The sequence below is a fragment of the Sphingomonas sp. genome (assembly GCF_025353885.1).
Taxonomy (GTDB): domain Bacteria; phylum Pseudomonadota; class Alphaproteobacteria; order Sphingomonadales; family Sphingomonadaceae; genus Sphingomonas_O.
The window spans coordinates 13,259-37,681 of record NZ_JANXNX010000013.1; the positions used below are offsets into that span (position 1 = coordinate 13,259).

At 62.0% G+C, this 24,423-nt stretch carries 22 protein-coding genes; 6 read left to right on the plus strand and 16 right to left on the minus strand.

What is annotated here, in order from left to right:
• The first annotated feature begins 82 nt into the window (after positions 1-82).
• The 3 genes from sseA to Q0R02_RS01720 all read left to right on the plus strand — a co-directional run bounded on the left by sseA (position 83) and on the right by Q0R02_RS01720 (position 3,088).
• The gene (gene sseA, locus Q0R02_RS01710) at positions 83-919 is read left to right on the plus strand and encodes a 3-mercaptopyruvate sulfurtransferase (RefSeq protein ID WP_293880253.1); all 837 of its coding nucleotides are present in this window, start codon (positions 83-85) and stop codon (positions 917-919) included.
• A complete protein-coding gene (metC, locus tag Q0R02_RS01715) occupies positions 916-2,112 on the plus strand; it encodes a cystathionine beta-lyase (protein ID WP_293880255.1) in 1,197 nt (398 codons plus the stop codon). The genes sseA and metC overlap by 4 nt, the downstream gene beginning before the upstream one ends.
• Before the next feature lie 187 nt (positions 2,113-2,299).
• Entirely contained in the window at positions 2,300-3,088 is a 789-nt protein-coding gene (locus tag Q0R02_RS01720; RefSeq protein ID WP_293880257.1) for a TorF family putative porin, read from the plus strand.
• A 127-nt stretch (positions 3,089-3,215) separates the two neighbouring features.
• Here Q0R02_RS01720 and Q0R02_RS01725 read toward each other — a convergent pair whose 3' ends face one another.
• From Q0R02_RS01725 to ubiA, 6 genes are read right to left on the minus strand one after another with little or no spacing between them, the layout of a single operon-like run.
• The gene (locus Q0R02_RS01725; protein ID WP_293880259.1) at positions 3,216-3,647 is read right to left on the minus strand and encodes a DUF3035 domain-containing protein; all 432 of its coding nucleotides are present in this window, start codon (positions 3,645-3,647) and stop codon (positions 3,216-3,218) included.
• Entirely contained in the window at positions 3,640-4,146 is a 507-nt protein-coding gene (lspA, locus tag Q0R02_RS01730) for a signal peptidase II (RefSeq protein ID WP_293880260.1), read from the minus strand. The genes Q0R02_RS01725 and lspA overlap by 8 nt, the downstream gene beginning before the upstream one ends.
• The gene (gene ileS, locus Q0R02_RS01735; RefSeq protein ID WP_293880262.1) at positions 4,143-7,148 is read right to left on the minus strand and encodes an isoleucine--tRNA ligase; all 3,006 of its coding nucleotides are present in this window, start codon (positions 7,146-7,148) and stop codon (positions 4,143-4,145) included. Before ileS ends, lspA begins: the two co-directional genes overlap by 4 nt.
• Before the next feature lie 21 nt (positions 7,149-7,169).
• Positions 7,170-7,952: an inositol monophosphatase family protein gene (locus Q0R02_RS01740; protein ID WP_293880263.1), complete on the minus strand. Its 783-nt coding sequence runs from the start codon at positions 7,950-7,952 to the stop codon at positions 7,170-7,172.
• The gene (locus Q0R02_RS01745; protein ID WP_293880264.1) at positions 7,939-9,285 is read right to left on the minus strand and encodes a TldD/PmbA family protein; all 1,347 of its coding nucleotides are present in this window, start codon (positions 9,283-9,285) and stop codon (positions 7,939-7,941) included. Before Q0R02_RS01745 ends, Q0R02_RS01740 begins: the two co-directional genes overlap by 14 nt.
• A 30-nt stretch (positions 9,286-9,315) precedes the next feature.
• Positions 9,316-10,233, minus strand: coding sequence for a 4-hydroxybenzoate octaprenyltransferase (gene ubiA / locus Q0R02_RS01750; RefSeq protein WP_293880266.1), 918 nt, complete (start codon positions 10,231-10,233; stop codon positions 9,316-9,318).
• 13 nt (positions 10,234-10,246) lie between these two features.
• Between ubiA and Q0R02_RS01755 the strand changes: the two genes are divergently transcribed.
• Positions 10,247-10,987, plus strand: a complete 741-nt coding sequence (locus Q0R02_RS01755; protein WP_293880268.1) for a 16S rRNA (uracil(1498)-N(3))-methyltransferase — start codon at positions 10,247-10,249, stop codon at positions 10,985-10,987.
• Positions 10,988-11,097: 110 nt separating this feature from the next.
• On the plus strand, positions 11,098-12,471 hold the full coding sequence (locus tag Q0R02_RS01760; protein ID WP_293880269.1) for a glutamate--cysteine ligase: 1,374 nt from the start codon (positions 11,098-11,100) through the stop codon (positions 12,469-12,471).
• On the opposite strand, the gene Q0R02_RS01765 is transcribed toward Q0R02_RS01760, so the two are convergent.
• The 6 genes from Q0R02_RS01765 to Q0R02_RS01790 form a co-directional block, all read right to left on the minus strand.
• A complete protein-coding gene (locus Q0R02_RS01765) occupies positions 12,468-13,706 on the minus strand; it encodes an isoprenylcysteine carboxylmethyltransferase family protein (protein ID WP_293880270.1) in 1,239 nt (412 codons plus the stop codon). The two genes, Q0R02_RS01760 and Q0R02_RS01765, sit on opposite strands and share 4 nt — an antisense overlap.
• A gap of 48 nt (positions 13,707-13,754) precedes the next feature.
• Positions 13,755-15,422 (minus strand): DUF87 domain-containing protein, encoded by a 1,668-nt coding sequence (locus Q0R02_RS01770; protein WP_293880272.1) that lies wholly within the window; start codon positions 15,420-15,422, stop codon positions 13,755-13,757.
• Between the two features lie 70 nt (positions 15,423-15,492).
• Positions 15,493-16,248, minus strand: a complete 756-nt coding sequence (locus Q0R02_RS01775) for a TIGR02186 family protein (RefSeq protein ID WP_293880274.1) — start codon at positions 16,246-16,248, stop codon at positions 15,493-15,495.
• Positions 16,245-17,159, minus strand: a complete 915-nt coding sequence (locus Q0R02_RS01780; RefSeq protein WP_293880332.1) for a sulfite exporter TauE/SafE family protein — start codon at positions 17,157-17,159, stop codon at positions 16,245-16,247. Before Q0R02_RS01780 ends, Q0R02_RS01775 begins: the two co-directional genes overlap by 4 nt.
• A gap of 51 nt (positions 17,160-17,210) precedes the next feature.
• A complete protein-coding gene (locus Q0R02_RS01785; protein ID WP_293880275.1) occupies positions 17,211-17,867 on the minus strand; it encodes a hypothetical protein in 657 nt (218 codons plus the stop codon).
• A gap of 371 nt (positions 17,868-18,238) precedes the next feature.
• Entirely contained in the window at positions 18,239-19,618 is a 1,380-nt protein-coding gene (locus Q0R02_RS01790; RefSeq protein ID WP_293880277.1) for a glycosyl transferase family protein, read from the minus strand.
• Between the two features lie 148 nt (positions 19,619-19,766).
• Here Q0R02_RS01790 and nhaA point away from each other — a divergent pair, with 148 nt between their 5' ends.
• Positions 19,767-20,963, plus strand: a complete 1,197-nt coding sequence (nhaA, locus tag Q0R02_RS01795) for a Na+/H+ antiporter NhaA (RefSeq protein ID WP_293880279.1) — start codon at positions 19,767-19,769, stop codon at positions 20,961-20,963.
• Positions 20,964-20,985: 22 nt separating this feature from the next.
• On the opposite strand, the gene Q0R02_RS01800 is transcribed toward nhaA, so the two are convergent.
• The 4 genes from Q0R02_RS01800 to Q0R02_RS01815 all read right to left on the minus strand — a co-directional run bounded on the left by Q0R02_RS01800 (position 20,986) and on the right by Q0R02_RS01815 (position 24,416).
• Positions 20,986-21,915 (minus strand): electron transfer flavoprotein subunit alpha/FixB family protein, encoded by a 930-nt coding sequence (locus Q0R02_RS01800; RefSeq protein WP_293880281.1) that lies wholly within the window; start codon positions 21,913-21,915, stop codon positions 20,986-20,988.
• The gene (locus Q0R02_RS01805) at positions 21,912-22,661 is read right to left on the minus strand and encodes an electron transfer flavoprotein subunit beta/FixA family protein (RefSeq protein WP_293880282.1); all 750 of its coding nucleotides are present in this window, start codon (positions 22,659-22,661) and stop codon (positions 21,912-21,914) included. The genes Q0R02_RS01800 and Q0R02_RS01805 overlap by 4 nt, the downstream gene beginning before the upstream one ends.
• 23 nt (positions 22,662-22,684) lie before the next feature.
• Positions 22,685-23,881 carry an ADP-forming succinate--CoA ligase subunit beta gene (gene sucC, locus Q0R02_RS01810; protein WP_293880284.1) on the minus strand — a complete coding sequence of 399 codons (1,197 nt, stop codon included), beginning with the start codon at positions 23,879-23,881 and terminating at the stop codon, positions 22,685-22,687.
• Positions 23,882-23,945: 64 nt separating this feature from the next.
• Positions 23,946-24,416: a hypothetical protein gene (locus tag Q0R02_RS01815; RefSeq protein WP_367271407.1), complete on the minus strand. Its 471-nt coding sequence runs from the start codon at positions 24,414-24,416 to the stop codon at positions 23,946-23,948.
• Between the last annotated feature and the right edge of the window lie 7 nt (positions 24,417-24,423).

Below are 24,423 nucleotides of genomic sequence, written 5' to 3' on the forward strand. Positions count from 1 at the left end.
GTCCAGGCCCCCATGACGACCCTCGACGGCACACAAGTCGACGATTAGAGGACAATTCGGAACACTTTCATCGGAGACTGTAATGGACGCGCTGGTATCAACCGAATGGCTTGCGACCGAACTGGGCGCATCGGACCTGCGCATCGTCGATGCCAGCTGGCATCTCGACGAACGTGATCCTGCCGCAGAATATGAAGCGGGTCACATCCCGGGTGCCGTGTTCATGGACCTTGCCGCTGTCGCCGATACCAGCACCGAATTGCCGATGATGCTGCCCAAGGCGGAAAAGTTTGCCAGTCGCATGCAGTCTCTAGGATTAGGGGACGGCAGCCGGATCGTCATTTATGACGACAGCGCGCTGCACACGTCGGCGCGCGCCTGGTGGATGCTGAACCTGTTCGGCGCGCACGATGTCGCGATCCTCGATGGTGGCTTGGCGAAGTGGAAGGCCGAAGGGCGCGATCTGGCGACAGGCAAGGAACAGCTCCGCCACCGCCATTTCACCGTCTGGAAGGACGAGGCCCACGTCCGCGACAAGTCCCAAATGGCGGCCTTGTCGGAGTCGAAGGCCGAGCAGATCGTCGATGCCCGATCGGCCGCCCGGTTCGAGGGGCGTGAGGCCGAACCGCGGCTGGGTGTCCATCCGGGTCACATCCCGGGCAGCAGGAACCTGCCGATGGGGGAACTTTTCAACACCAACGGCACCTGGAAGGACGCGGGCGCGCTGAAGGCGGCATTCGAAGCGGCCGGCGTCGATCCCGCCGAGCCCATCGCCGCCACCTGTGGTTCGGGAATTACCGCGGCCACCGTCGCCTTTGCCGCGCACATCCTCGGCAACCGGTCGGTCGCGATCTATGACGGGTCGTGGAGCGAATGGGGTGCGGATGCCTCCACACAGAAGGCCATTGGAGCCGCATGAAGCAAGACCCGGCGGACGACAGCGACCACCGGCGACCGGCGACCAAGCTGGTCCAGGGCGGACGTCGCAAGGATTGGACCGGCCTGGCAAGTGGCGGGGCAATCGTCAGTCCACCGGTTTGGCGCGCCTCGACGATCCTCTATGACGACACGGCGGCGCTAAAGGCCGGGTTGAAAACCAACGAGGACGGCAAGCTGTTCTACGGTCGCCGCGGCACACCGACGCAATGGTCGCTGGCCGATGCGTTGACCGAACTCGAACCCGGCGCTGCCGGAACGATGCTGTTCCCTTCCGGCGCGGCGGCGGTCGCGGGCGCGCTGACCAGCGTGCTGAAAGCGGGCGATCATCTGCTGATGGTCGACACCGTCTATGATCCGACGCGCCGCCTGTGCGACGCCTATTTAACGCCGCGCGGGGTTACCACGACGTATTACGACCCGCTGATCGGTGCCGGTATCGATTCGCTGGTGCAAGCGAACACGCGTGCCATCTTCATGGAAAGCCCAGGCAGCCTGACGTTCGAGGTGCAGGACGTGCCCGCCATCGTTGCGATGGCAAAAAGCCGGGGTCTGGTCACCCTTATCGACAACACCTGGGCGACACCGCTGTACCTGCCGGTCATCGCGATGGGCGTCGATTTGTCGATCATTGCCTGCACCAAATATATCGTGGGCCATTCGGATGCGATGATCGGATCGGTCACCAGCGCACCCGCGACATGGGGCGATCTTCGGCTGACGGCGCAGGTGCTGGGCCAGCATGTCGGCCCCGACGATGCCTGGCTGGCCATGCGCGGCATGCGGACGCTCGACGTCAGGCTGGCGCGCCATCGTGATTCGGCGCTCGAGATTGCCCATTGGCTATGCTCCCGACCGGAGGTGTCCTCGGTATTGCACCCCGCCATTCCGGAAAGCCCGGGCCACGAGATATTCCTTCGTGATTTCCGTGGATCGAGTGGACTATTTTCATTCGCGTTGGCCCGGGGCAGCGCGGATCGCTTCGTCGATAGCCTGCACCATTTCGGAATTGGTTACAGCTGGGGCGGCTTTGAAAGCCTGGCACTTCCCGTTGACCCCTCCCGCTGCCGTAGCGTCAGTTCTTGGCAAGGCGGACCGTTGGTGCGGCTGCAAATCGGTCTGGAAGACGTGCGCGACCTCATCGAAGATCTTGGCCAAGCCTTGAGGACAATCTGATTTCCCAGATTGTTGCGTTCGCGCAACACTATGCCAGAAATATAAGGTTCTTCGTTCATTTCGTGTTGTGCGTTGCACCATATTTTGTCAGTTGGCTGGTGTCGAAGCAATCACGGCCCGCAGAGAGGCCCTGAGCTTTTACGCAGGTCGGAATGCGAAGCATATCCACTGAAAGGGATCATTTTTCATGCGCACACTTATCGGCTGCACTGTCAGCCTGCTCGCTCTCGCCGTGGCATCGCCTGCACTGGCTCAGGACACCGCTCCACCAGAAGCAATCGTCATCAACGGTACTGCAACGGTCGTCACCGACTATCGATTCCGCGGCATTTCACAGACGAACAAGAACTTTGCGGTTCAGGGTTCGCTGACTGCGACCCATGAATCGGGCTTCTATGTTTCAGCCTGGGGCAGCTCGATCGACGATTATGTCGCCAACGGTTCGAACCAGGAAATCGACTTGATCGGTGGCTTTAAAAAGACCATTCAGGGAACGACTCTCGACGTTGGCGTTCTCTACTATTTCTACCCTGCTTCGCAGAAGGGTGGCGCGTCTTTCGCTGGAGAGAAGAAGTATAACTCCGATTTCGCCGAGCCTTATGTTTCGGTTGCCCACACATTCGGTCCCGTGACTGCAAAGGCAACCGCGAACTACGCTTTCAAGCAGAAGGCTCTCGGTCTGGTTGCCAACGCCAATGGCACGCAGCGCAGGGACGATAACCTGTACACCGCATTCGATCTGAGCGGCGGTATTGCACCAGGCGTAGGCCTGTCAGCACATATCGGTCACAACTGGACGAGCAGCGCGCTGTCGCTCGGCCTGAAAAAGTATACGGACTGGGGTGCTGGCGTGAACTACACGTACAAGGCGATCACTTTCGGCGTCAGCTATGTTGGCACCGATATCCCGACCGCGCCGCTTGGCAAAGATGTGGGCAAAGATGGCGTCGTCGGCTCGATTGGCGTAAGCTTCTAATATATCACGCCCTCCCACTGGGAGGGCGTCTTAAACGCAAAAAAGGGGCAGTCCGGTTTATCCGGAATGCCCCTTTTTCATGCCTGGCGTCGAGTCCGAAGTCTTCACGACTTGGGGAACCGGCGAATTACTGGTTCGGAGCAGTCGCTCGCGCGCCTTGGCCGTCGCCGACCGGGGCCGCAATGATATCGCGGGTTGTTGAACCCTTGTCGACGACCGTCGTGCCGGGATCGCCTGCTTCCGACCGGATGCCCGCCGCCGCACGCGCGCCGCCTGCTTGGTCGATCGCGCCGGTCTCGGCCGGGCTGCGCGGTGCCGGGCCACCGAACATCGCCTGCAAAGCCTGGGTGGACGCATCGACTTCCTGCGGACGCGCCGCGCCGGGCTTTGGCGTGGTCAGCGCGAAATCGGGTGGCACGACCAAAGGCTGCGCGCGCGATACGGCCATTTCATCGGGACGGGCGCGGTTGAAAACGCCGCCGCCCTTCGAACTGCCACAGCCCGCCAGAGTGGCTGCAACCGCCAGAACGGCTACGCTTGCTACGATTGTCTTACGCATCTTGTGCTACTTTCGTCTTGTCGCGCACGAGGAGCGCGCGGAACAGCAATATGAGAACGCCAACGGTAATAGCGGCATCGGCGACGTTGAACACCAGGAAAGGCCGAAATTCGCCAAAATGCAAATCGGCGAAGTCGACGACGTGCGAAAAGCGGACTCGATCGACGATATTGCCGATCGCGCCGCCAAGGACGAGGCCGAGGCCGAACGCATCCTGCGTGTTCTTTTCGCGCCACAGCCAGACCGTGACGCCGATGGAAATTAGCGCTGTCAGACCGACGAGCAGCCAACGCCCCATGTTGGTGTCGGCGGTCAGCATCCCGAGCGAGACGCCGTAGTTTTCCACCCACGTCAGGTTGAAGAACGAGGTGATGACGATCTGCCCGCGCCCCTTCAGGCCGAAGGGGACCGTGACCATATATTTGCTGAACTGGTCGGCCGCGAGGACGAGGATCGCGAGGATGAGGCCGAGGCGGCGGTTTGCGGGAGTGCCGGTCATGCAGGTTCGCCGACGACTTCGGTGCAACGGTTGCACAGGTCGCCGTCTTCCACGACTTCGGGGAGGTGACGCCAGCAGCGGCCGCATTTCTGGTGGGTGGTTATGGCGATATCAATCGCGCCATCGGTCTTGACCTTGAAATTTGAGACGATGCAAAGTTCCGCGAAATCCAAATCGACGATATTATCTAAAACGAACTGATCTTTCAGCGGATAGCTCACGACCGCTTCCAAACTGGAACCCAGTCTCTTTTCACGGCGAATTGGCTCAATCGCCTCTGTCACTGAACGACGAACTTGCCGAACGCTTTCCCAATACCACTGGTATCCGTCGCTGCCGGCCATATCAACGGATGGGTCCAAATCACCGATCCGCAGCTGAAACCAACCAGCATCAACCTCCGGCCACTCCTGCAAATGCACCGACCCGGCTTCCGGATGCCGCGTCGTCCACACTTCCTCCGCCGTAAACACCAGCACCGGAGCAGCCCAGCGCACCAATGCTTCGAACACAGTGTCCAGTACCGTCCGATAAGCCCGCCGTTTTAGCGTCCCCTCGCACAACGCTGGCCCGACGTCGCAATACAGCGAGTCCTTGCGGATATCGAAGAAGAATGCGCTGAGGTCGTTGTTGGCAAAGTCGCTCAGCAGGCGAACATAGGTGTTGAAATCATACTCATCGACCGCGATCCGCAGTTTTGCGTCCATGTCGGCCAGCAGATGCAGGACATAGCGTTCGAGTTCGGGCATGTCCGCAACCGGCACACGCTCGGCTTCGGAAAACCCTTCCAGTGCGCCGAGCAGATAGCGGAACGTGTTACGGAGCTTTCGATACTGGTCCGAAATGCCGCTGAGGATTTCCTTGCCGATGCGATTGTCTTCGGTGAAGTCGATGCTCAGCGCCCACAGACGCAGGATATCGGCACCGCTGTCCTTCATCAGCATCTGCGGGTCGATGGTGTTGCCGAGCGACTTGGACATTTTCATGCCTTTCGCATCCATCGTGAAACCGTGGGTCAGGACCGCTTTATACGGCGCGCCCCCCCGCGTGCCGCAGCTTTCGAGGAGGGACGATTGGAACCAGCCACGATGCTGGTCGCTCCCCTCCAGATACAGGTCGGCGGGTGGGCCGGTATAGCCTTCGGACCGCAGCAGGTCGGGCCATTTGCCCGATTCCAGTACGAACGCGTGGGTGCAGCCGCTGTCGAACCATACGTCGAGGATGTCGGTCTGGCGCTCGTAATCGGCGGCGTCATACGTTTCCCCGAGGAACCCCTGCGCGGCCTCATCGGTCCACGCATCCACGCCCTGTTCGCGCACGGCGGCTATGATCCGCGCGTTGACCGCCGGGTCGTTCAGATACGCGCCGGTCTTGCGATCGACGAACAGCGTGATCGGCACACCCCAGGCGCGCTGACGGCTGATGACCCAATCGGGACGACCCTCGACCATTGCGTTGATGCGGTTGCGGCCCTTTTCGGGGATCCAGCGGGTGTCGGTGATGGCCTGAAGCGCAGTTTCGCGGAGGGTCGTTTTACCCTGATCCATCGGGATGAACCACTGCGGGGTGCAGCGGAAGATGACCTTGGCCTTCGAGCGCCAGCTATGCGGATAGCTATGCTTATAGTCCGCCGACGCCGCGAGCAGACCGCCCGCGTCGCGCAAATCGTTGCAGATCGGCCCGTCGGGGGCGACGAACTTGGCGTTGATCACCGACCCCTGTCCGCCGAGCCAAGCCCAGTCGGCGCGGTATTTGCCGTCGCCCTCGACCGCGAAAACGGGTTCGATGCCATTGGCCTTGCACAGCAGGAAATCGTCCTCGCCGTGGTCGGGGGCCATGTGGACGAGGCCGGTGCCGGTTTCCGTCGTGACGAAATCGCCCGCGAGGAGCGGACGTGGGCGTAGGAAAAATTCCGCCATTTTCGATTGCCCCTCCCCTAAAGGGGAGGGGTTGGGGTGGGAACTGTCTAGTTGCGCGTCGGGCGGACAGTCCCCACCCCCGTCCCCCCCCCTGAAGGGGAGGGGTGAAGAGAAGACTTTAGCCATCGGGTGGCGGGCGATGGTTCCGGCGAGGTCGGAACCTTTGCCAACCCAAGCAACAACCCAACCGTCCCCCTCGGAAAGAAATGGAGATAAGCCGATGCGCTGTGCTGTATCGTTCCATAGGTTCAAGGCGATGAGCAGCGACTTATTGCCAGACCGCATCAAAACATACTCAATCTCCGGCCCATAAGCCAAAGCCTGATTGACCGGGATCGTCCACGGCGTCGTCGTCCAGATCACCGCGTACGCACCGACCAGTTCCGGCACAGCGGATTCGACAATCTCAAACGCAACATCGATCTGCGTCGAGACGACGTCCTCATACTCAACCTCGGCCTCGGCCAAAGCCGTCTTCTCGACCGGCGACCACATCACAGGCTTGGCACCGCGATAAAGCTGGCCGCTATCGGCAAACTTAATCAATTCCGACACGATGGTCGCCTCGGCCTCGAAATCCATCGTGAGATACGGGTGATCCCAGTCGGCGTTGATGCCCAACCGCTTCAGCTGCTCACGCTGGGTATCGACCCAGCCGCGCGCATAGGCACGACATTCAGCGCGGAACTCGGCGGCGGGAACCTCGTCCTTGTTCAGCTTTTTCTTGCGATACGCTTCCTCGACCTTCCACTCGATCGGCAGACCGTGGCAATCCCAGCCTGGCACATAGGGCGCGTCCTTGCCGAGCAGGGTCTGCGTGCGGACGACCATGTCCTTCAGGATATGGTTCAGCGCATGGCCGATGTGCATGTCGCCGTTGGCATAGGGGGGGCCATCGTGGAGGATGAACTTTTCCCGGCCCCGGCGCGCGTCGCGCAGCTTGTCGTACAGGCCGGCCGCCTGCCACCGCTCCAAAATCACCGGCTCCTTGGCAGGAAGCCCGGCTTTCATGGGGAAATCGGTCTTCGGCAAGAAGACGGTGTCGCGATAGTCGCGCTTTTCGGTCGCTGGTGTGTCGGTCATATCGGGCGCGGCTTAAAGACCCTAGCGCACCACCGCAACTGCGGCGCGTTCGGCCAGGCGTTCGACCGCAGCGGCATGGATACCAGGCGCGCAGCACAGCACGCCGAACATCTCACCCTTGGTCGAATTGAATCGCAGCGTCTGTCCGCGCGCATCGGTGACGGTTGCGCCCGCTTCCTGGGCGATCAGGGCGGCGGCCGCGATGTCCCATTCATGGCCCCAGCGCATCGCCGCCAGCAAGTCGGCGTCGCCGCGCGCGACCATCGCCATGCGCAGCGCAATCGAATTGGGACGAACGACCATCGTCAGGTGGGCATCGGCGCGGGGCAGGACGTCGGCAGGCACCCGCGCGCCGGGCAGTTGGGTGCGCGTGCTGGCGTGAAGCGGCACTCCGTTGAGCGTTGCCCCATTGCCCAGCGCCGCCGCCCAATGTTCCTCACGCGCCGGGGCATCGAGCACGCCGAGGATCGACCGCCCCCCCTCGACCAGTGCCACCGACACCGCCCAGCCGGGCCGTCCGCGCACGAAATCGCGGGTGCCATCGATCGGATCGACGACCCAGACCCGGGTGCACATCAGGCGCTCTGCCGAATCGGCGGTTTCTTCGGAAAACCAGCCTGCCTCGGGATCGATCTTGCGCAAGGCCTGGCGCAGCATGTCGTTGGCGGCGAGGTCGATCTCGCAGACGATCTCGCCGGGCACCTTGTCCCAGCTTTCGAACTCACCACGCCAGCGGGAAAACGCCATTGCTCCGGCGGCGCGGGCGGCTTCGGAGACGGCTGACAACAGGCTATTCACCGGCAAGCGTCATCCCGTCCACGCGGATCGTCGGCACATTGACCGAATGGCGAAACTCGAGATCGTTGGCGGGAATGGCAACGCGAAACATATCCTTCAGATTTCCCGCGATGGTAACCTCCGAAACCGCGCCGGCAATCTCTCCATTAACGATGCGAAAGCCTGACGCGCCCCGGCTATAGTCTCCGGTCAGCCCGTTGACGCCCATCCCGATCAGCTCGGTCACATAAAACCCATCCCGAATGTCGGCAATCAGGGCCTCGGGCGTGACCGTTCCTGCCTCCATGTGCACATTGCTCGGCCCGGCGCCCGGCGCGCCCGATATGCCGCGGGCAGCATGGCCGGTGGGCGCGATGCCGATCTGGCGCGCCGAGGCGCTGTCGGCGATCCATGCGGTCAGGACGCCCTTGTCGATTAATCGGGAGGGCGTGGTTGCCAGCCCCTCGCCATCGAAGGCCCGACTGCGAAGTCCGCGAACGCGCCACGGATCGTCGAAAACCGTGATCCCCGAATCAAAGATCGCGGTGCCGAGCGCGTCGAGCAGGAAGCTGGTCTTGCGGGCGATGCCCGACCCGGTGATCGCGCCGATCAGGTGGCCGAGCAGCGATGCGCCGACGCGGGGATCGTACACGACCGTCATCGGGCCGCTTTTCAGGCGCACGGGGTTCATCCGGTCAATGGCGCGATTGCCGGCCTTCAACCCGACCAGCGCGGGGGCGTCCAGGTCGCTGCGATGGCGGACCGAATGCGACGCGTAATCGCGCTGCATGCTAGCCCCCTCGCCCGCCAGCACGCTGGCCGAGACGCCGTGACTCGATCCGCTCGAATAGCCGGCGAAACCGGCGCTTGTCGCCAGTGCCATCGTGCTGCGCCCGGCACTGGCGCCCGCGCCCTCGCTGTTGGTGATGCCCGGGACGGCGCGGGCCGCGTCCTCCGCTTCCAGCGCGGCAGCGCGCAGCAATTCAGGTCCGGCCTCCCCGCCATCGTCGATGTCGAAATCGCGGAACGGGCCGTGGGAGATCAGTTCATCGGGCGCGAGCCCTGCGAACCGGTCTTCGGGCGCAAGCCGTGCCATTGCCACGGTGCGTTCGACCAGTTGTGCCAGCGCGTCGTCGGACAGGTCGGAGGACGAAGCGGTCGCCGATCCCTTGCCGACGAATACGCGCAGTCCGATTTCCTGGCTTTCGGATCGCTCGACTCCTTCAAGCGCGCCAAGCCGCATTTCCACCGAGGTCGCGGCGTTGGCGGCATAGACGGTGTCGGCGGCATCGGCTCCGCCCTTGACGGCGCGGGCAACAAGATCGGTAGCGCGTGTGAGCGCCTGTTCACGGGTAAGCATCGGTTTTCCTAGGCAGGGTGACGGCTCACGTCAAAGCCCTGCATTACCAACAACCGCACAGGCAAGCGCCATCAGTAGGCCGGCAAAGCGATTCGACCGGAATTTCGCCAGCGCGTCGGTACCGGCCCCGACTTTCAGCGTCATGACCTGCCAGCCAAGATGCACCGCCATCGGCACCAGCGTCACCAGTGCCAGCACATCGGGTCGCGCGATCCAGAACGCACCTGCCCACAAGGCCAGCGCCAGTGCGTAGAATAATGCAACTCCGCCGCGCACGTGGCTGCCCATCCTGCGCGCCGAAGATCGCACTCCGATCAGCGCATCGTCCTCCACGTCCTGCAGCGCATAAATCGTGTCATAGCCGACTACCCATGCGATACTGCCGCCATAAAGCAGGAACATCGGCCCTTCGACTCGACCGGTGACTGCAGTCCAGCCGACCAGCAGCGCCCACGAAAAGACGATCCCCAGCCATGCCTGCGGCCACCATGTTATCCGTTTCATGAATGGATAGGCTGCAACCGGAGCCAGGCTGCCTAGCGCGATACTTGCTGCAAGCGGCGGCAGTTGCAGCAACACGACCAGCCCGACCAGGCAAAGTGCCCCCAGCCAGATCCACGCTGCCTTTACGCTGGCTGCGCCGCTAACGAGCGGCCGGTTGCGCGTCCGTTCAACCAGCGCATCCAGATCGCGATCGACGATATCGTTATAGACGCAGCCCGCGCCCCGCATCGCAATCGCGCCGAGCAAGAGCCAGAGCAGCAGCGGCCAGGCTTCGCGCAAGCCCCCCGCCAGCAATAGTCCCCATGCCCCCGGCCAGTACAGCAGCCACCAGCCAATCGGCCGGTCGAATCGCGCCAGCAATGCAAAGGGTCGCAACGTGCGCGGCAGATAGCGGACGAGTCCGCGCATTTCGCTGTCGGGCGTGGTGACGACGTCTCCGGTCATGCTAGGGGGCCTTATGCCCGCTACTCCCGCCTGGCCACCCGAAAGCAGCGTTCGGCTGTTCGTCGCGACGCGCTTGTCCGAAAACGCCCAGCTTCGCATCGAGGGCGCGCAGGCGCATTATTTGGTCTCTGTGATGCGGATCAAGCCGGGAGAACATGTCAGACTGTTCGACGATGTCAGCGGCGAATGGCTTGCCCAGGCGATCACGGTCAACCGCCGCGACATTACCCTGGACGTCATCGCAAATCTGAAACCGCGCGAAACCGTGCCCGACCTGTGGCTTGCCGCCGCCCCGATCCGTCGCGCCCGGTACGATTGGGTCGCCGAGAAGTCGTGTGAATTGGGGATTGCACGTTTCGTGCCGGTCCTGACGCGCCGCGCGGTCGTGGACAAGGTCAAGGACGACCGCTTGCGCGCGCACATGATCGAGGCGGCCGAACAATGCGGGCGCACCGCGCTGCCGGTCATTGCCGCGCAGACCAAACTGATTGACTGGCTGGCGACGCTGGCCGACCGTATATTATTTTTTGCCGACGAAGCCGGGGGCCAGCCGTTCGACGCTGCCATCGCCACGCATCCCGGGCCTGCCGCAATTCTGATCGGACCCGAGGGCGGCTTTGACGACGCCGAACGCGATGCCATTCGCGCAACCCCCGGTGCGGTCCCGATTACGCTCGGGCCACGCATCCTCCGCGCCGACACCGCTGCTATCGCCGCGATTGCGGTTTGGATGGCGCTTTCCGACCGGAGCTGATCGACCCAAGCGCCACAGACAACCGCCTGATGATCAATCCCTAACGATCGGTAGTGATTGATGCATAATCTTCGTTCCCATTCGCCACGCGTCGGATTAAGGGCGCGAATATGACGACACGTGCCACCCATGAAGAACTCGAACCGCCGATGGAAAGTCGTGTGGACATGATCGGATTGTTCTCGAAGGGTGAAAAGCCGAAGGACCACTGGCGGATCGGCACCGAACACGAAAAGTTCGTCTATTTCACCAAGGACAAACGTGCGCCGTCTTACGAGGAAAAGGGCGGTATCCACGCCCTTATGATCGGCCTGACGCGCTACGGCTGGGAACCGATTTATGAGGCCGAGAATATCATTGCATTGGGCGGTCCGGACGGCAACGTTAGCCTCGAGCCAGCGGGCCAGTTCGAGCTGTCGGGTGCGCCGCTCGACAATTTGCACGAAACTTGCGCAGAGACCGGCCGTCATCTGCAACAGGTCAAGGAAGTGGGTGATCGGCTAGGGCTGGGCTTCTTGGGGCTCGGACTGTGGCCTGACAAGACTCGTGCCGAACTGCCGATTATGCCAAAGGGCCGTTACAAGATTATGCTCGACCATATGCCGCGCGTCGGTACGATGGGGCTGGACATGATGCTGCGGACTTGCACGATCCAGACAAATCTCGACTATTCGTCCGAGGCGGACATGGTCAAAAAGTTCCAGGTTTCGCTGGCGCTCCAGCCGCTCGCCACCGCGATGTTCGCCAATTCGCCATTTCTTGAGGGCAAGCCCAACGGCTTTCTGTCCTATCGCAGCCACATCTGGACCGACACCGACAGCGCGCGCACCGGTATGCTGCCCTTCGTTTTCGAAGATGGTTTCGGATATGAACGCTACGCCGACTTCATGCTCGACGTGCCGATGTATTTCGTCTTCCGCGACGGCAAATATGTCGACGCCGCCGGTCTCAGTTTTCGCGACTTCCTGAAAGGCGAACTTTCGGTCCTGCCGGGAGAAAAGCCGACGTTGCAGGACTGGACCGACCATCTGTCGACAGCCTTTCCCGAGGTCCGGCTGAAGAGCTTCCTTGAAATGCGCGGGGCTGATGGTGGGCCATGGAACAAGATTTGCGCACTGCCCGCATTCTGGGTCGGGCTGCTTTATGACCAGACCGCGCTCGATGCCGCCTGGGACGAAGTAAAGCACTGGACGATCGCGGATCATCAGCGCATCCGCGACGAGGTTCCGCGTCTTGCCCTCGATGCCCGGGGACCGCGCGGCCGGACGCTGCGCGAACTTGGGAAGGTCATTCTCGACATCGCCGACGCAGGCCTGAAAGCGCGCAACCGCATCAATTCGATCGGCGACACCGAACAGGGGTTCCTTGACCCGCTGCGCGAGATCATTTCAAGCGGCAAGGTTCCGGCCCAGCGCCTGCTCGACCGCTATCATGGCGAATGGAATGGCAATATCTCGCGAATCTATGACGAGATGAGTTTCTAGCGCACTCGCTTTGACCAGCGTTGGCGCATCCATCGGGAATAGTCACGATAGGCGGCGTCGTTCCCAAGGTGTTTTTCTTCGGTTTTGGCGCGCCAGTAATACACACCGCTGACAATGGCCATGATCGCGGTGTTGCGCGCTGCCTCGATCGTGCTGCCGCTCGTCACCAGGAACGGCAGGGTCGACAGCCACCAGAACGCATTTTTCGAAAGATAGGCTGGGTGCCTCACCCACGCATAGGGGCCGTGCGTCAGGATGCCGCGGTGCGTCAGGTTCGAAAAGCGTAATCCGAACGCGACCGTCGCCCACGCATAGATAGCGGTCAGCAGGACCAGCACGCCGCCCCAGATGCCAAGCAGAACCGACTGTCCGCCAAGCCAGTGGCTCCAGTCCATCGTCCCCTGATGATAGTCGAGCGGACCGTTGTTTCCCATCAGGATGAACGGCGGATAGCAAATCAATGCTGCGACCCACCCTTCGGCATAGGGGGTTGCCGAACGGATATGCGCGTCGAGTGGTTTCATCGTCAGCACATAGCCGACCGTCGCCATCGCCACGTCGATCACGAACATGAAGGAGATCAGGTAGTTGGTGATTGCCACCGGCGAGGAAACGATTTCTGCCCACGGACGGGCCACGACTTCGCCAAAGCCTCCCGGCACGATCGACAGCATGAAGGCAAGGTAGAAACCCTTGACCGCCCAGCTTCGCAGATGGTCGGCAATCGCCGCGCGGTCGAACGGGCCACTGCCCATCAGCCACTGACCCAGCGCCCATGCCCCGTCGTGCGGGTGCTTCAAACGGGTATCGATCCACAGGATGTAGGGCACCGACAGGACAAACAGGACCGGCGCCGCGACGATCAGTAGTTTCATCGCGAACAGGTAGTTTCCCGTCCAATAAAACCGACTGATTGCATAAATGCACGCGATGAGCGCCCAGGTCGCCCACAGGCCCGCCAGCTTCGACAGGCTGGTGTCGAGCGATTGCGCCAGGGACCGGGCCGGACTGTCCCAATCGATTCCGGTCGATGGATTGCGATGGACCCGGTCGACCAGCAGCGACCACAGCACCATCGGAATCCCGCACGCCGCCACATTGGTCAATGCGGCAAAGGGCCCGCTGAGGCCATACTGGCGCGCGATGGCAAACCACAGGAACAGTCCCGCCAATCCAGAGAGACCGACCCCGGTGCTGACCGCGGATTTGGGTCGGGTCAGTCGTTCGCCGGACATTATTTTACCGCCTCGGTTGGATCAGGCATCAACATTCGCAGTGCTAGATCAGCGACCTTGGCTGCGCCACCGTTTGATCACCCGGCCCAGCATCTCGTCCTCGCCGCCAGATTCGGTCCACAGTTTTGAGAACAGCGGATCGCTCGAAGCCGGACGCTTGACCTCTTCGAGCGCGTCGAATGCCACGCGGATCGGGATCGTGACGCCTTCGCCGCAGACGATGCACTCGCGGTTGCGCAGCGCCGGGATCGTATCGAGGAATCCGCGCGCACCCTCGGGCATGGCCGACCGGACATAGGCCTGGTCGCGCTCGTTGTTCAGGCGCATCGCGATAATGGTGCCGCACTGCGACAGCACCCCTTCGGCAAGATCGGATGGGCGCTGCGTGATCAGACCCAGCGAGACGCCGTATTTACGACCCTCCTTGGCGATGCGGCCAAGAATCTTGCCGACCGAGCTGACCTTGCCGTTCTGGTCCGACGGCACATAGCGATGCGCCTCTTCGCAGACGAGCAGGATGGGGCGCTGGGGCTCGTTGCGCGACCAGATCGCATAGTCGAACACCAGGCGCGCCAGTACCGCGACCACCACCGAAGTGATGTCCGACGGCACTCCCGAAACGTCGATGATTGAGATCGGCTTGCCGTCCCCCGGCAGCCGGAACACGCGGCCCAGAAAGCCGGCCATCGTGTCCGCGACCAGCATCCCCGAAAACATGAAACTGTAGCGCGGGTCGGACTTGATCTCATCGATCTTGGTCTTCAGCCGCATGTAGGGGGCGCTGTCGCCTGCCTTGTCGAGGCGACCCATCTCCGACTGGATGTTCGCGGTCAGGTCGCTGAGCAGATAGGGGATTGGCGAATCGACGGTCAGCTTGGCAATCCCCTCGGCTGCGCGGCTTTTCGCCTTTGCGGCCAGCAGGCATTTGGCGAGGATGTCGGCATCCATCTGATGCTCTTCCCTGCCGCCCGGAATGAACACTTCGCAATGTTCCTCGAAGTTCATCAGCCAGTACGGCATCGCGAGGTTGGAGACGTCGAACAGCGCGCCGTTGGTCTTGAACGCCGCCGAATATTCGCCGTGCGGATCGATCATGACGATGTGACCCTGCGGTGCCATTTCGCAAATCCGGTGCAGGATCAACGCGGCGCTGGTCGACTTTCCGGTGCCGGTCGAACCGAGCAGCGCGAAATGCTTGCCCAGCAGCGCATCGATGAACAATGCGCCGCGAATGTCGCGGGTCGGATAAACCGTGCCGATCTCGATGTGCGGGCGATCTTCTGCCGCATACATCTGCTTCATGTCCTGGCTCGTCACCGGATAAACGCCTGAACCCGGCATCGGGTAGCGCGTGACACCGCGACGGAAATTATAGATTTTGCCGGTCAACCGCTCCTCGTCGCCCTCGCCGAGGAAATCGATGAAGCCGATGATTGCGCCATCGCGGTCACCATCGGCCTTCAGCGTTCGGACGTTCGCCATCAGCCAGTTCGATCCGACCTTGACCTTGATGAGGCTGCCGACCTGTCCGCCCATCGCCAGGCAGGGGTCGTCGGCGTCCGCCAGGCGCGCCATCGCCATCTGGTCCAGCCTGATCTGCGATGACGAACCCGATATGTCGACGACCGCACCGATGGGTTCGCGGGCAAACGAAACAGAAGGCGTAACCGCGTGTTCGGTCGCGCCTTCGAAAGTGCCGCTTCGGTGCATATCCATAGTCTCAATCGTCCCGCTTCGAATTCAGAACAGATCATGTAGCGCGAATGCGTAAACAGAGCGGTAACGGTTAAATCCGGCGGAAAATGGCGCCTGCTGCCCAGCCGAACGCGAGCGACAACAGGACTGCCACCATGCCGTAGGTGAACGGCCAGTGCGTCGCCGCGGTTGCGATAAACCGTTCGAACCCCGATTTCCGGATGTCGATGTCACGCGTGGCGGCGGCGATGACCTTGCCATCGCGAATCAGGAATGTCTCCGCCGTATAGCGCCCCACCGGGACCCGCGCCGGGATGGCGATGCGCGCGCGATAAAGGACCCCTTGCCTGATCGTAACGCTGGACGGGTGGCTGACATACAGGCCGCTGCGTCCGCGCAAATCGACGAACCCGGTTTCGAAGCGCCTTTGCTCGGCGGGCAGTGCACTGCTGGCAGGTGACAGATGGACGTTGCCGAGGCCAAGTTCGTAGATCGCCGCCGTCCGTTCGTCGATCAGCATTTGGAGCGGTCGCGACGATGCAATGGCGTAAAAGGTCGGCGCGGACCGGAACCGCGCGCTGTCGGCATTGGCCCAGATCAATCCACCGATCTTTTGCTTTTCACGCACCAGGATCGACTGGGGCGGCCCCTTTAGCACGACCGCGACATCGGTGTGGCCATCGGGAACGCGCCCACCTGGATAAACGATTGCACCGAACAGGAGCAATTCGGCCCCGGTAAAGCTGTAGATGATCTCCACTTCGTTCTGCGATACGTCGGGCACAAGGATTGGCTCGCGCGCGCCGACCAACAGCAGGAGCGGCAGCAGGGCAAACAGGCGCTTCAAAACTGCTGGACCGAGAAAATCTCGTCGGGCCTGAATCCAAGACCGACCGCCATCCTGATCGCCACCAGCAGGACGATCACCGCCAGCAACAGCCGCAGGTAATCGGGCCGAAACTTTTGCGCGAGCCGCGCGCCGACTTGCGCCCCAACGACGCTGCCCAGCAGCAGCAGGGCCGCCAACACGATGTCAACGGCGTGCGTGGTTAACGCATGAACCATCGTCGTCACGGCGGTAACGAACAATATCTGGAACAACGATGTGCCCACGACGACCCGCGTGGCCATGCCCAGCAAATAGAGCATGGCCGGAACCATGATGAACCCGCCACCGACACCCAGCAGCACAGTCAGGATCCCCGTCGCAAAGCCGAGCAAGAGCGGCGCGAGCGGTGAGATATATAGTCCTGAGGCATAGAATCGCCAGCGTAGCGGAAGCGCGGCAACCAGAGGATGATGACGCCGCTTGCCGGGTGGCAAGGCGATCCCCCGCCGTGCCGCGCTGATGCTCGTCCAGGCCTCCTTGGCCATCAACCCGCCGATCGAGCCGAGCAAGACGACATAAAGCACAGCAATGACGGTATCGATCTGTCCCCCTGCCTGAAGCAGCTTGAAGATTACGGACCCCGCGATCGCGCCGAAAATGCCCCCGACAACCAGCACCGCGCCCATGTGCAGGTCCACGCCCCCGCGCCGATAATGGGCCAGCGCCCCCGATACGCTTGCCCCCGTCACCTGGGTTGCGGCCGAGGCCGCGGCGACGGTAGGGGGGATGCCATAGAAGATCAGCAGCGGCGTCGTCAGGAATCCGCCACCCACGCCAAACATGCCCGACAACAGGCCGACACCCGCGCCCAGAAGGACGATGACCAGCGCGTTTACCGACAGATTGGCGATGGGCAGATAGATGTCCATTGACCGGAGGACTAGCGGCACGGGGCGGCATGCGAAAGCGGTTTGCGCCTATTAAAATCCAATATCGACACTGAGCGCGGGCCCGGAGCCGGGTGCCGCGTTGCCTGCTATGCGCTGTCTCCAACCCGCCGTGATGCGCACGGGCCGTTGGTCCGCTGACACGATCCCGATCAGCTCGGGACCGACATCGACCCGCGTGACGCCAGGTTGCGCGCCCCCGGACAGCGCCGCGCCGACCGCAAGCCGCGTCGTGCCCGCGCCCGACAGCGGGTGCACGATCCGGACGGCGCCATCGGCAAATGCATCACGGCGTCGCGCGCCGACGATGCCAATCTGACCATAGCCCTCGGCGCGCAAACCATGAGGCAGCACGACATCGTTGAACCCGCCATAAGCCGTCACCGACATCGCATTGCGCGCGCCGTCATCGAGCGCGATCCGCCGTTCCAGTAGAATGCCGACCGCGCGCCCCCTGATGCCGACGCCTGCCGATGCCTCGCGGCCGGAGCGCAGGGCCAGCGGTGCGCTGAGCCGCACCGTCAGCGCCAGCCCGCGCGGTCCCGGTTCGTAAAATGCCCGCACCCCGGCCTGCGCGCCGCCCAAAGTGCCGCCCGGCCCGAGGGTCGAACCGGCAGAGTCGGGGCGGAATAAAGCCCACGCCGAACCGGACAGGCGAGAGCGTGGCCCCGAAGATGACACCATGGGCACCAGTTGCGGTCTGTCAGACGCCAAATTCACGGGCGTGTTAAAATCTTCGAATAAGATCATCGGGGCGGGGCGGGCAGTTCGTGCGAGACGGGCGGACCGGGGGGTCATGGTTTCTCTTCGATCAATGATCGCCTGTCTTGCCAACAGCACGGCAAGGGATTTTCCTGGCACGGGCACTTCAAGCCGCTCCGTCAAAGGGCGAACGATTGCTCTGACCTCGATCACGGGCACCGCGACAGCGATTGAAAGGTGACCGGGGACCGCGATCCCGACTGCTGCATGCCAGAGCATACCCGCCCGCGTTACGATCCAGGCGCTGAGGACGATAAAGACCGCTCGCAGTGGACGGCTGACCGACACACGCGCAATTGTCATTCAGCAGGAAGGATCAATGGAAAGGCGTGTGCGGTCTTATCCCATCGAACCACGCCGTCACGTCGTGTCCGCAAATATATCGCCACCGCGCGCCGCACGGCCATGACGTGGATTACGTTGCTGACGACCGCGCGTGGGATCGACCGCAGCCCCTCTCTCCAGCCATAGGTTGCGGTTACGAAACCGGCTCGCATCCCGAGCCGCCAAAGGAGGATCGCACCGCTTGCCAGCAACAATCCGTTCATAAGGGGCGAGACTGTGGGCAATGGGCGGCCGAACGCCCACCCCGCGGCTCGGGTGAGCATGGTCAACACCAGCCCGGCATAGGCCACCAGCAGCACGATTGCCCCCGCCAGCGCCCGCCGATCATGAAGCCGCATCCAGGTTTCAGCAGCCCCGCCGTGCCAGCCAAGCCGGTCCCAGCCCGATAAAGCTATCCCTGCGACCCAACGCGATTTCTGTCGCACGGCCTGTTCCAGCGATGCCGGAAAATGCGCACGGACTGCGACCAGGCCACCCCCGGCATGGGGCAAGCGTACAAAGATCCCACGCCCGCCCAATTCGGCAATACGCAAGCCCAGTTCGTAATCCTCGGTCAGGCTGTCCTGGTCGAATGGATTGCCGCCGCGCATTTGAGCGATGTCCCCGATCATTTCGCGCGAAAACGCGCAGCCCACTCCCGCCGCCGGAATCCCCGCGCCAATCGCTTCGCGCACGACGATGGTCTTGCCGTGAGCTTCAGCAAATTCATCGATATAATGCCCTCCCACCCAGCGGGAATGCCGATCGACCAATGGCAGGACCGGCAGCTGTACGAAGTCGAAACGCTCGATCAAGCGGTCGAACACGCGCAATTCGGCAGAATGAACAATATCTTCGGCGTCGTGCAGCACGATCGACTTTGCGCGCCAGCCTTCGCGGCTTTCGTCGTGCACCAACGCCCGCCATATCGTGTTGAGACAGCCCGCCTTGGTCGTCGGTCCATCGACCGCCCCCATCACGATCCGGATGTTGTCCGACCGAACCGATCGAATGCTGGCCAGCGTGGCGGGATCGTTGGGATAGCAGCCGACATAGATGCGATAATCTTGCGACCCGAAGGCGGAAATGCCATGCGCCAGCATCGATCCGATCACCGCTCCTTCGTCCCAGGCGGGCACGAAGACAACGGCGCGTCCGGGCGTGCGTGCCGCCATCAATGTCGCGCTGGTGGTTGCCGGTTTGTTTCGATAGACGGTCAGTCGTCGGGCGATGCGTCTGCCCATCCAGATCAGATCGATCAACAAATCGTCCAGTCCCCCGATTATAAATCCGACGACCGAAAAGAGCGTCAACTCATGCGAAATGCCAACCGTGATTTCGAATACTGGCAGCATAGTCGATTGCTCCCCAGCTAACCCACGTTTGCCGAATAATTTCTTTTCTGCAAGATAATGTTGCGACCTCATAACGATTATTTACGAGAGGCTGCCGCTACAGACCGAAACCCATTCAGGAAGCGGCGGATCTGGGGTAGGGAGGCCAATGATTATGCGATACCGATCCGTCCTTCGTGATTTTCTGGCGACCGAAGCCGCAGGCGGGATCATTTTGATCGCGTCCGCGATCCTTGCGATGCTGATCGCCAACTCTGCGCTGGCCCCGGCTTATTTCGGTATGCTGCACCTGGCAGTCGGGCCGACCTTGTCCCCACAGATTGGGGCGATGACAGTGCATCTGTGGATTAACGATGCGCTTATGGCGGTGTTCTTCATGCTCGTCGGGCTCGAGATCAAGCGCGAGTTTGTCGATGGTCACCTGGCGACATGGACCGACCGGAGGCTGCCATTCATTGCCGCCGCCGCGGGGATGGTGATCCCCGCGCTCGTGTATCTCGCGATCACGCGAGGGGACGTCGACCTGTCGCGCGGATGGGCGATCCCGGCGGCGACCGACATTGCGTTTGCGCTGGGCCTACTGGCGTTACTCGGTAAACGAGCGCCGACCTCGCTAAAGCTGTTTCTGACGACCGTTGCGATCGTCGATGATGTCGGAGCGGTAGCGATTATCGCGCTATTTTATACAGCGGCGCTGAACTGGCTGGCGCTGGGCGCGGCGGTGGTGGTGTTTGGCGCGATGCTGGCGATGAACCGAATTGGTGTCGTCCGGGCGCGCTGGTATCTCATCGGTTTCGTAATGCTCTGGTACGCGATGCTGTTGTCGGGGGTTCATGCGACGGTCTCTGGCGTATTGGCGGCAGTCGCGGTGCCGGTGACACGGACGCCGGGTGCGCCTGACAATACCGAATCACCGTTGCACCGGCTGGAACACGGGCTGCAACCGTGGGTGGCCTTTGCGATCGTCCCGCTGTTCGGCTTCGCCAATGCGGGGGTTTCGCTTGGCGGGGCAGAGGCCGCGCTTGCGCCGCTGCCGTTGGCGATCGCGCTGGGTTTGTTCGTAGGCAAGCAGGCGGGCGTGTTCGGGGCGGTCTGGGGTGCAGTCCGGCTAGGCATCGCCGTACGTCCAGCAGGAACTTCGTGGGCGCAAGTCTATGGGGTCGCGCTGCTCTGCGGGATCGGATTCACGATGAGCCTGTTCATCGGCGGACTGGCGTTCGCCGCGCCCGAGCAGGCCGATGCGGTGAAGATCGGCGTGCTGATGGGGTCGGTGGCGTCAGCTCTGGCAGGGTGCGGGGTACTGTATTTCAGCGGCGCACAGCGCGTGACCGGGTCGTCGGACTAGGCCCCGACCCGGCCGACGTGCTTTAGAGCTTGCTGGTCAGTTCCGGCACGATCTTGAACAGGTCACCCACCAGCCCGATGTCGGCCACCTGGAAAATCGGGGCGTCGTCGTCTTTGTTGATCGCGACAATGATCTTCGAATCTTTCATGCCCGCAAGATGCTGGATCGCGCCCGAGATACCAATCGCGATATAGACTTCGGGAGCAACGATCTTGCCGGTCTGGCCGACCTGATAGTCGTTGGGGACATAGCCGGCATCAACCGCCGCACGCGATGCGCCGACCCCTGCGCCAAGCTTGTCGGCAAGGGGTTCGATGATCGTATGAAAATTCTCGGCGTTCTGGAGTGCGCGGCCACCCGATACGATGATCTTTGCACTGGTCAGTTCGGGGCGTTCCGACTTCGCGATTTCGGCGCTGACAAACGTGGCAAGCCCAGCGTCGCCGGTCGAGGTCACGGCTTCGATCGTGCCGCTGCCGCCTTCACGTTCGGCCTTGGCAAAGGCGGTCCCGCGAACGGTGATGACCTTCTTGGCGTCCGACGTTTGGACAGTTGCAATCGCGTTGCCGGCATAGGTCGGGCGCGTGAATGTATCAGGACCGTCAACCGAAAGAATTTCGCTGATCTGCATGACGTCGAGCAGCGCCGCGACCCGCGGTGCGATGTTCTTGCCGATGGCAGTTGCTGGGGCCAGAAATGCATCGTGATGGCCCATCAACTGGACAATCAGCGGCGCCACGTTTTCAGCCAATGCGTGTTCGTAAGCGGCGTCGTCGGCGACATGGACCTTGCCCGCCCCCGCGATCTTGGCCGCTTGGGCGGCGACGGCATCGACGCCCTTGCCTGCCACGATCAGATGGACTTCACCAAGCTGCGAGGCGGCGGTAACGACGGGAAGCGTCGCGTCCTTGACCGTGCTGCCGTCGTGTTCGACCCAGACCAGCGTCTTCATGCTACCACTCCCAGTGTCTTCAGCTTGGCGACCAGTTCATCGACATCGGCGACTTTGACGCCCGCGGTGCGCTTCGAAGGCTCGACCACTTTCAGCGTGGTCAGGCGCCTGGCGACGTCGACGCCGTAATCGGCGGGCGTTTTTTGCGCCATCGGCTTGGACTTCGCCTTCATGATGTTGGGCAACGACGCATAGCGCGGCTCGTTCAGGCGAAGGTCAGTGGTGACGACTGCAGGCATTTTCAATGAGACCGTTTCCGATCCACCATCGACCTCGCGCGTAACCTTCACCATATCGCCATCGACTTCGACCGCGCTGGCAAACGTGCCCTGCGGACGACCGAGCAAAGCGGCCAGCATCTGGCCGGTCTGGTTCGAATCATCGTCGATCGCCTGCTTGCCGAGGATGATAAGGCCGGGCTGTTCTTCCTCGACAATCTTGGCAAGCAGCTTGGCGACGCCGAGCGGTTCGACTTCAGTTTCGCTGACGATGAGGATGGCGCGGTCTGCGCCCATGGCGAGGCCGGTGCGCAGGGTTTCCTGCGATTTCTGCTCGCCGATCGAAACGACGATGACCTCGGTCGCTACGCCTTTTTCGCGCAGGCGGAGGGCTTCCTCAACGGCGATTTCGTCGAATGGGTTCATGCTCATCTTGACGTTGGCCAAGTCGACGCCCGACCCGTCCGCCTTGACGCGGGGCTTCACGTTATAGTCGATGACCCGCTTGACGGGGACCAGTATCTTCATCTGCTTCTCTCTTTCAGAGATTATTAAGCCGCTCGCACTTCCGCGACGATTTTCTTGGCGGCGTCACCCAGATCGTTCGCGGCGACGATCTTCAGACCCGAGTTGGCGAGGATGGCCTTGCCTTCCGCGACATTCGTCCCCTCCAGCCGAACGACGAGCGGCACCGAAAGGTTCACTTCCTTCGCGGCTGCGACAATGCCGTCGGCAATGATGTCGCATTTCATGATGCCGCCAAAGATGTTGACGAGGATGCCCTTCACCGCCGGATCGGCAAGAATGATCTTGAACGCCGCCGTCACCTTCTCGGTCGTCGCACCGCCGCCGACGTCAAGGAAGTTGGCGGGAAACTCGCCGTTCAGCTTGATGATGTCCATTGTCGCCATGGCGAGCCCGGCACCGTTGACCATGCAGCCGATGTTGCCGTCGAGCTTGATATAGGCGAGGTCGTATTTCGAGGCCTCGACTTCGGCAGGATCTTCTTCGGTAAGGTCGCGCAGTTCCATCAAATCCTTGTGGCGAAACATGGCATTTCCGTCGAAAGCGACCTTGGCATCGAGGACGAGCAGTTTGCCGTCATCAGTCACCGCCAGCGGGTTGATCTCAATCTGCTCGGCATCGGTGCCAATGAAAGCGGCATAGAGTTTTTCGGTCACGTTGGCGGCCTGCTTGGCAAGGTCGCCGGTCAGGCCCAGTGCTGCTGCCACCGAGCGACCGTGATGCGGCATGATGCCAGTCGCGGGATCGACGGTGATCGACACGATTTTCTCAGGCGAATCGTGCGCGACATCCTCGATGTTCATGCCGCCTTCGGTCGAGGCGACGATGGCGATCTTGCCCGAGACGCGGTCGACCAGCAGCGCGAGGTAGAATTCCTTGGCGATATCGACACCGTCGGTGACGTAGAGGCGATTGACCTGCTTGCCGTGCTCGCCGGTCTGGATCGTGACGAGCGTGTTGCCGAGCATATCGGTCGCCGCGGCGCGGACCTCCTCCGCGGTCTTGGCAAGCCGGACACCGCCCTTGGCATCGGGGCCAAGTTCCTTGAACTTGCCCTTGCCGCGCCCGCCGGCATGGATCTGCGCCTTCACCACATACAGCGGTCCGGGAAGCTGGGCGGCGGCGGCCACGGCTTCCTCGACATTCATCGCGGCAATGCCCGCCGGAATCGGCACGCCGAATTTCGCGAGAAGTTCTTTGGCCTGATATTCATGGATGTTCACGGCGGGTGCGCTCCTGAAAAAAGATATGCGGCCTAAAGCATGACTGGGGCGGCTTTGCCAACCTCTAGCTTGCGATTGCGCACCGCAAAGCGGCGCCGGTGACGACGCTGACGATTTCCGGGTCATCGAGGGCGCGCACGCGGTGGAGGAATTGCGCTACGGTAAGAGCACCGATCCGCTCCTCGGGCAAAGTCACGATCGACTGCAAACGGCGAAGTTGCAAAATCGACAATCGGTCGACCGTGCGCGCTGCCATGCACGACGCGACGGGCGCGGGCAGCCCGGCACCGATCAGCCCGGTGCGGACACGTGATTCGGGTGTAGCGCACGCTGAAAGTGCCAAAACGGCCGCAAAGGCGATGATTTTCCGCATCGTAAAGATATATTCGCAGTCCGGTTCCAGGTCAAAAACGGTTGAGACTGCCGCTAGGATCACAGGAATCGCAGTAAATCGGACATTTAATGTCGCGGGTAGGAAATTATCGACCGCCTGATGACGATCGAGCGATTCGGCGATCGGAAACGAAGGCAGCAAGCATAAG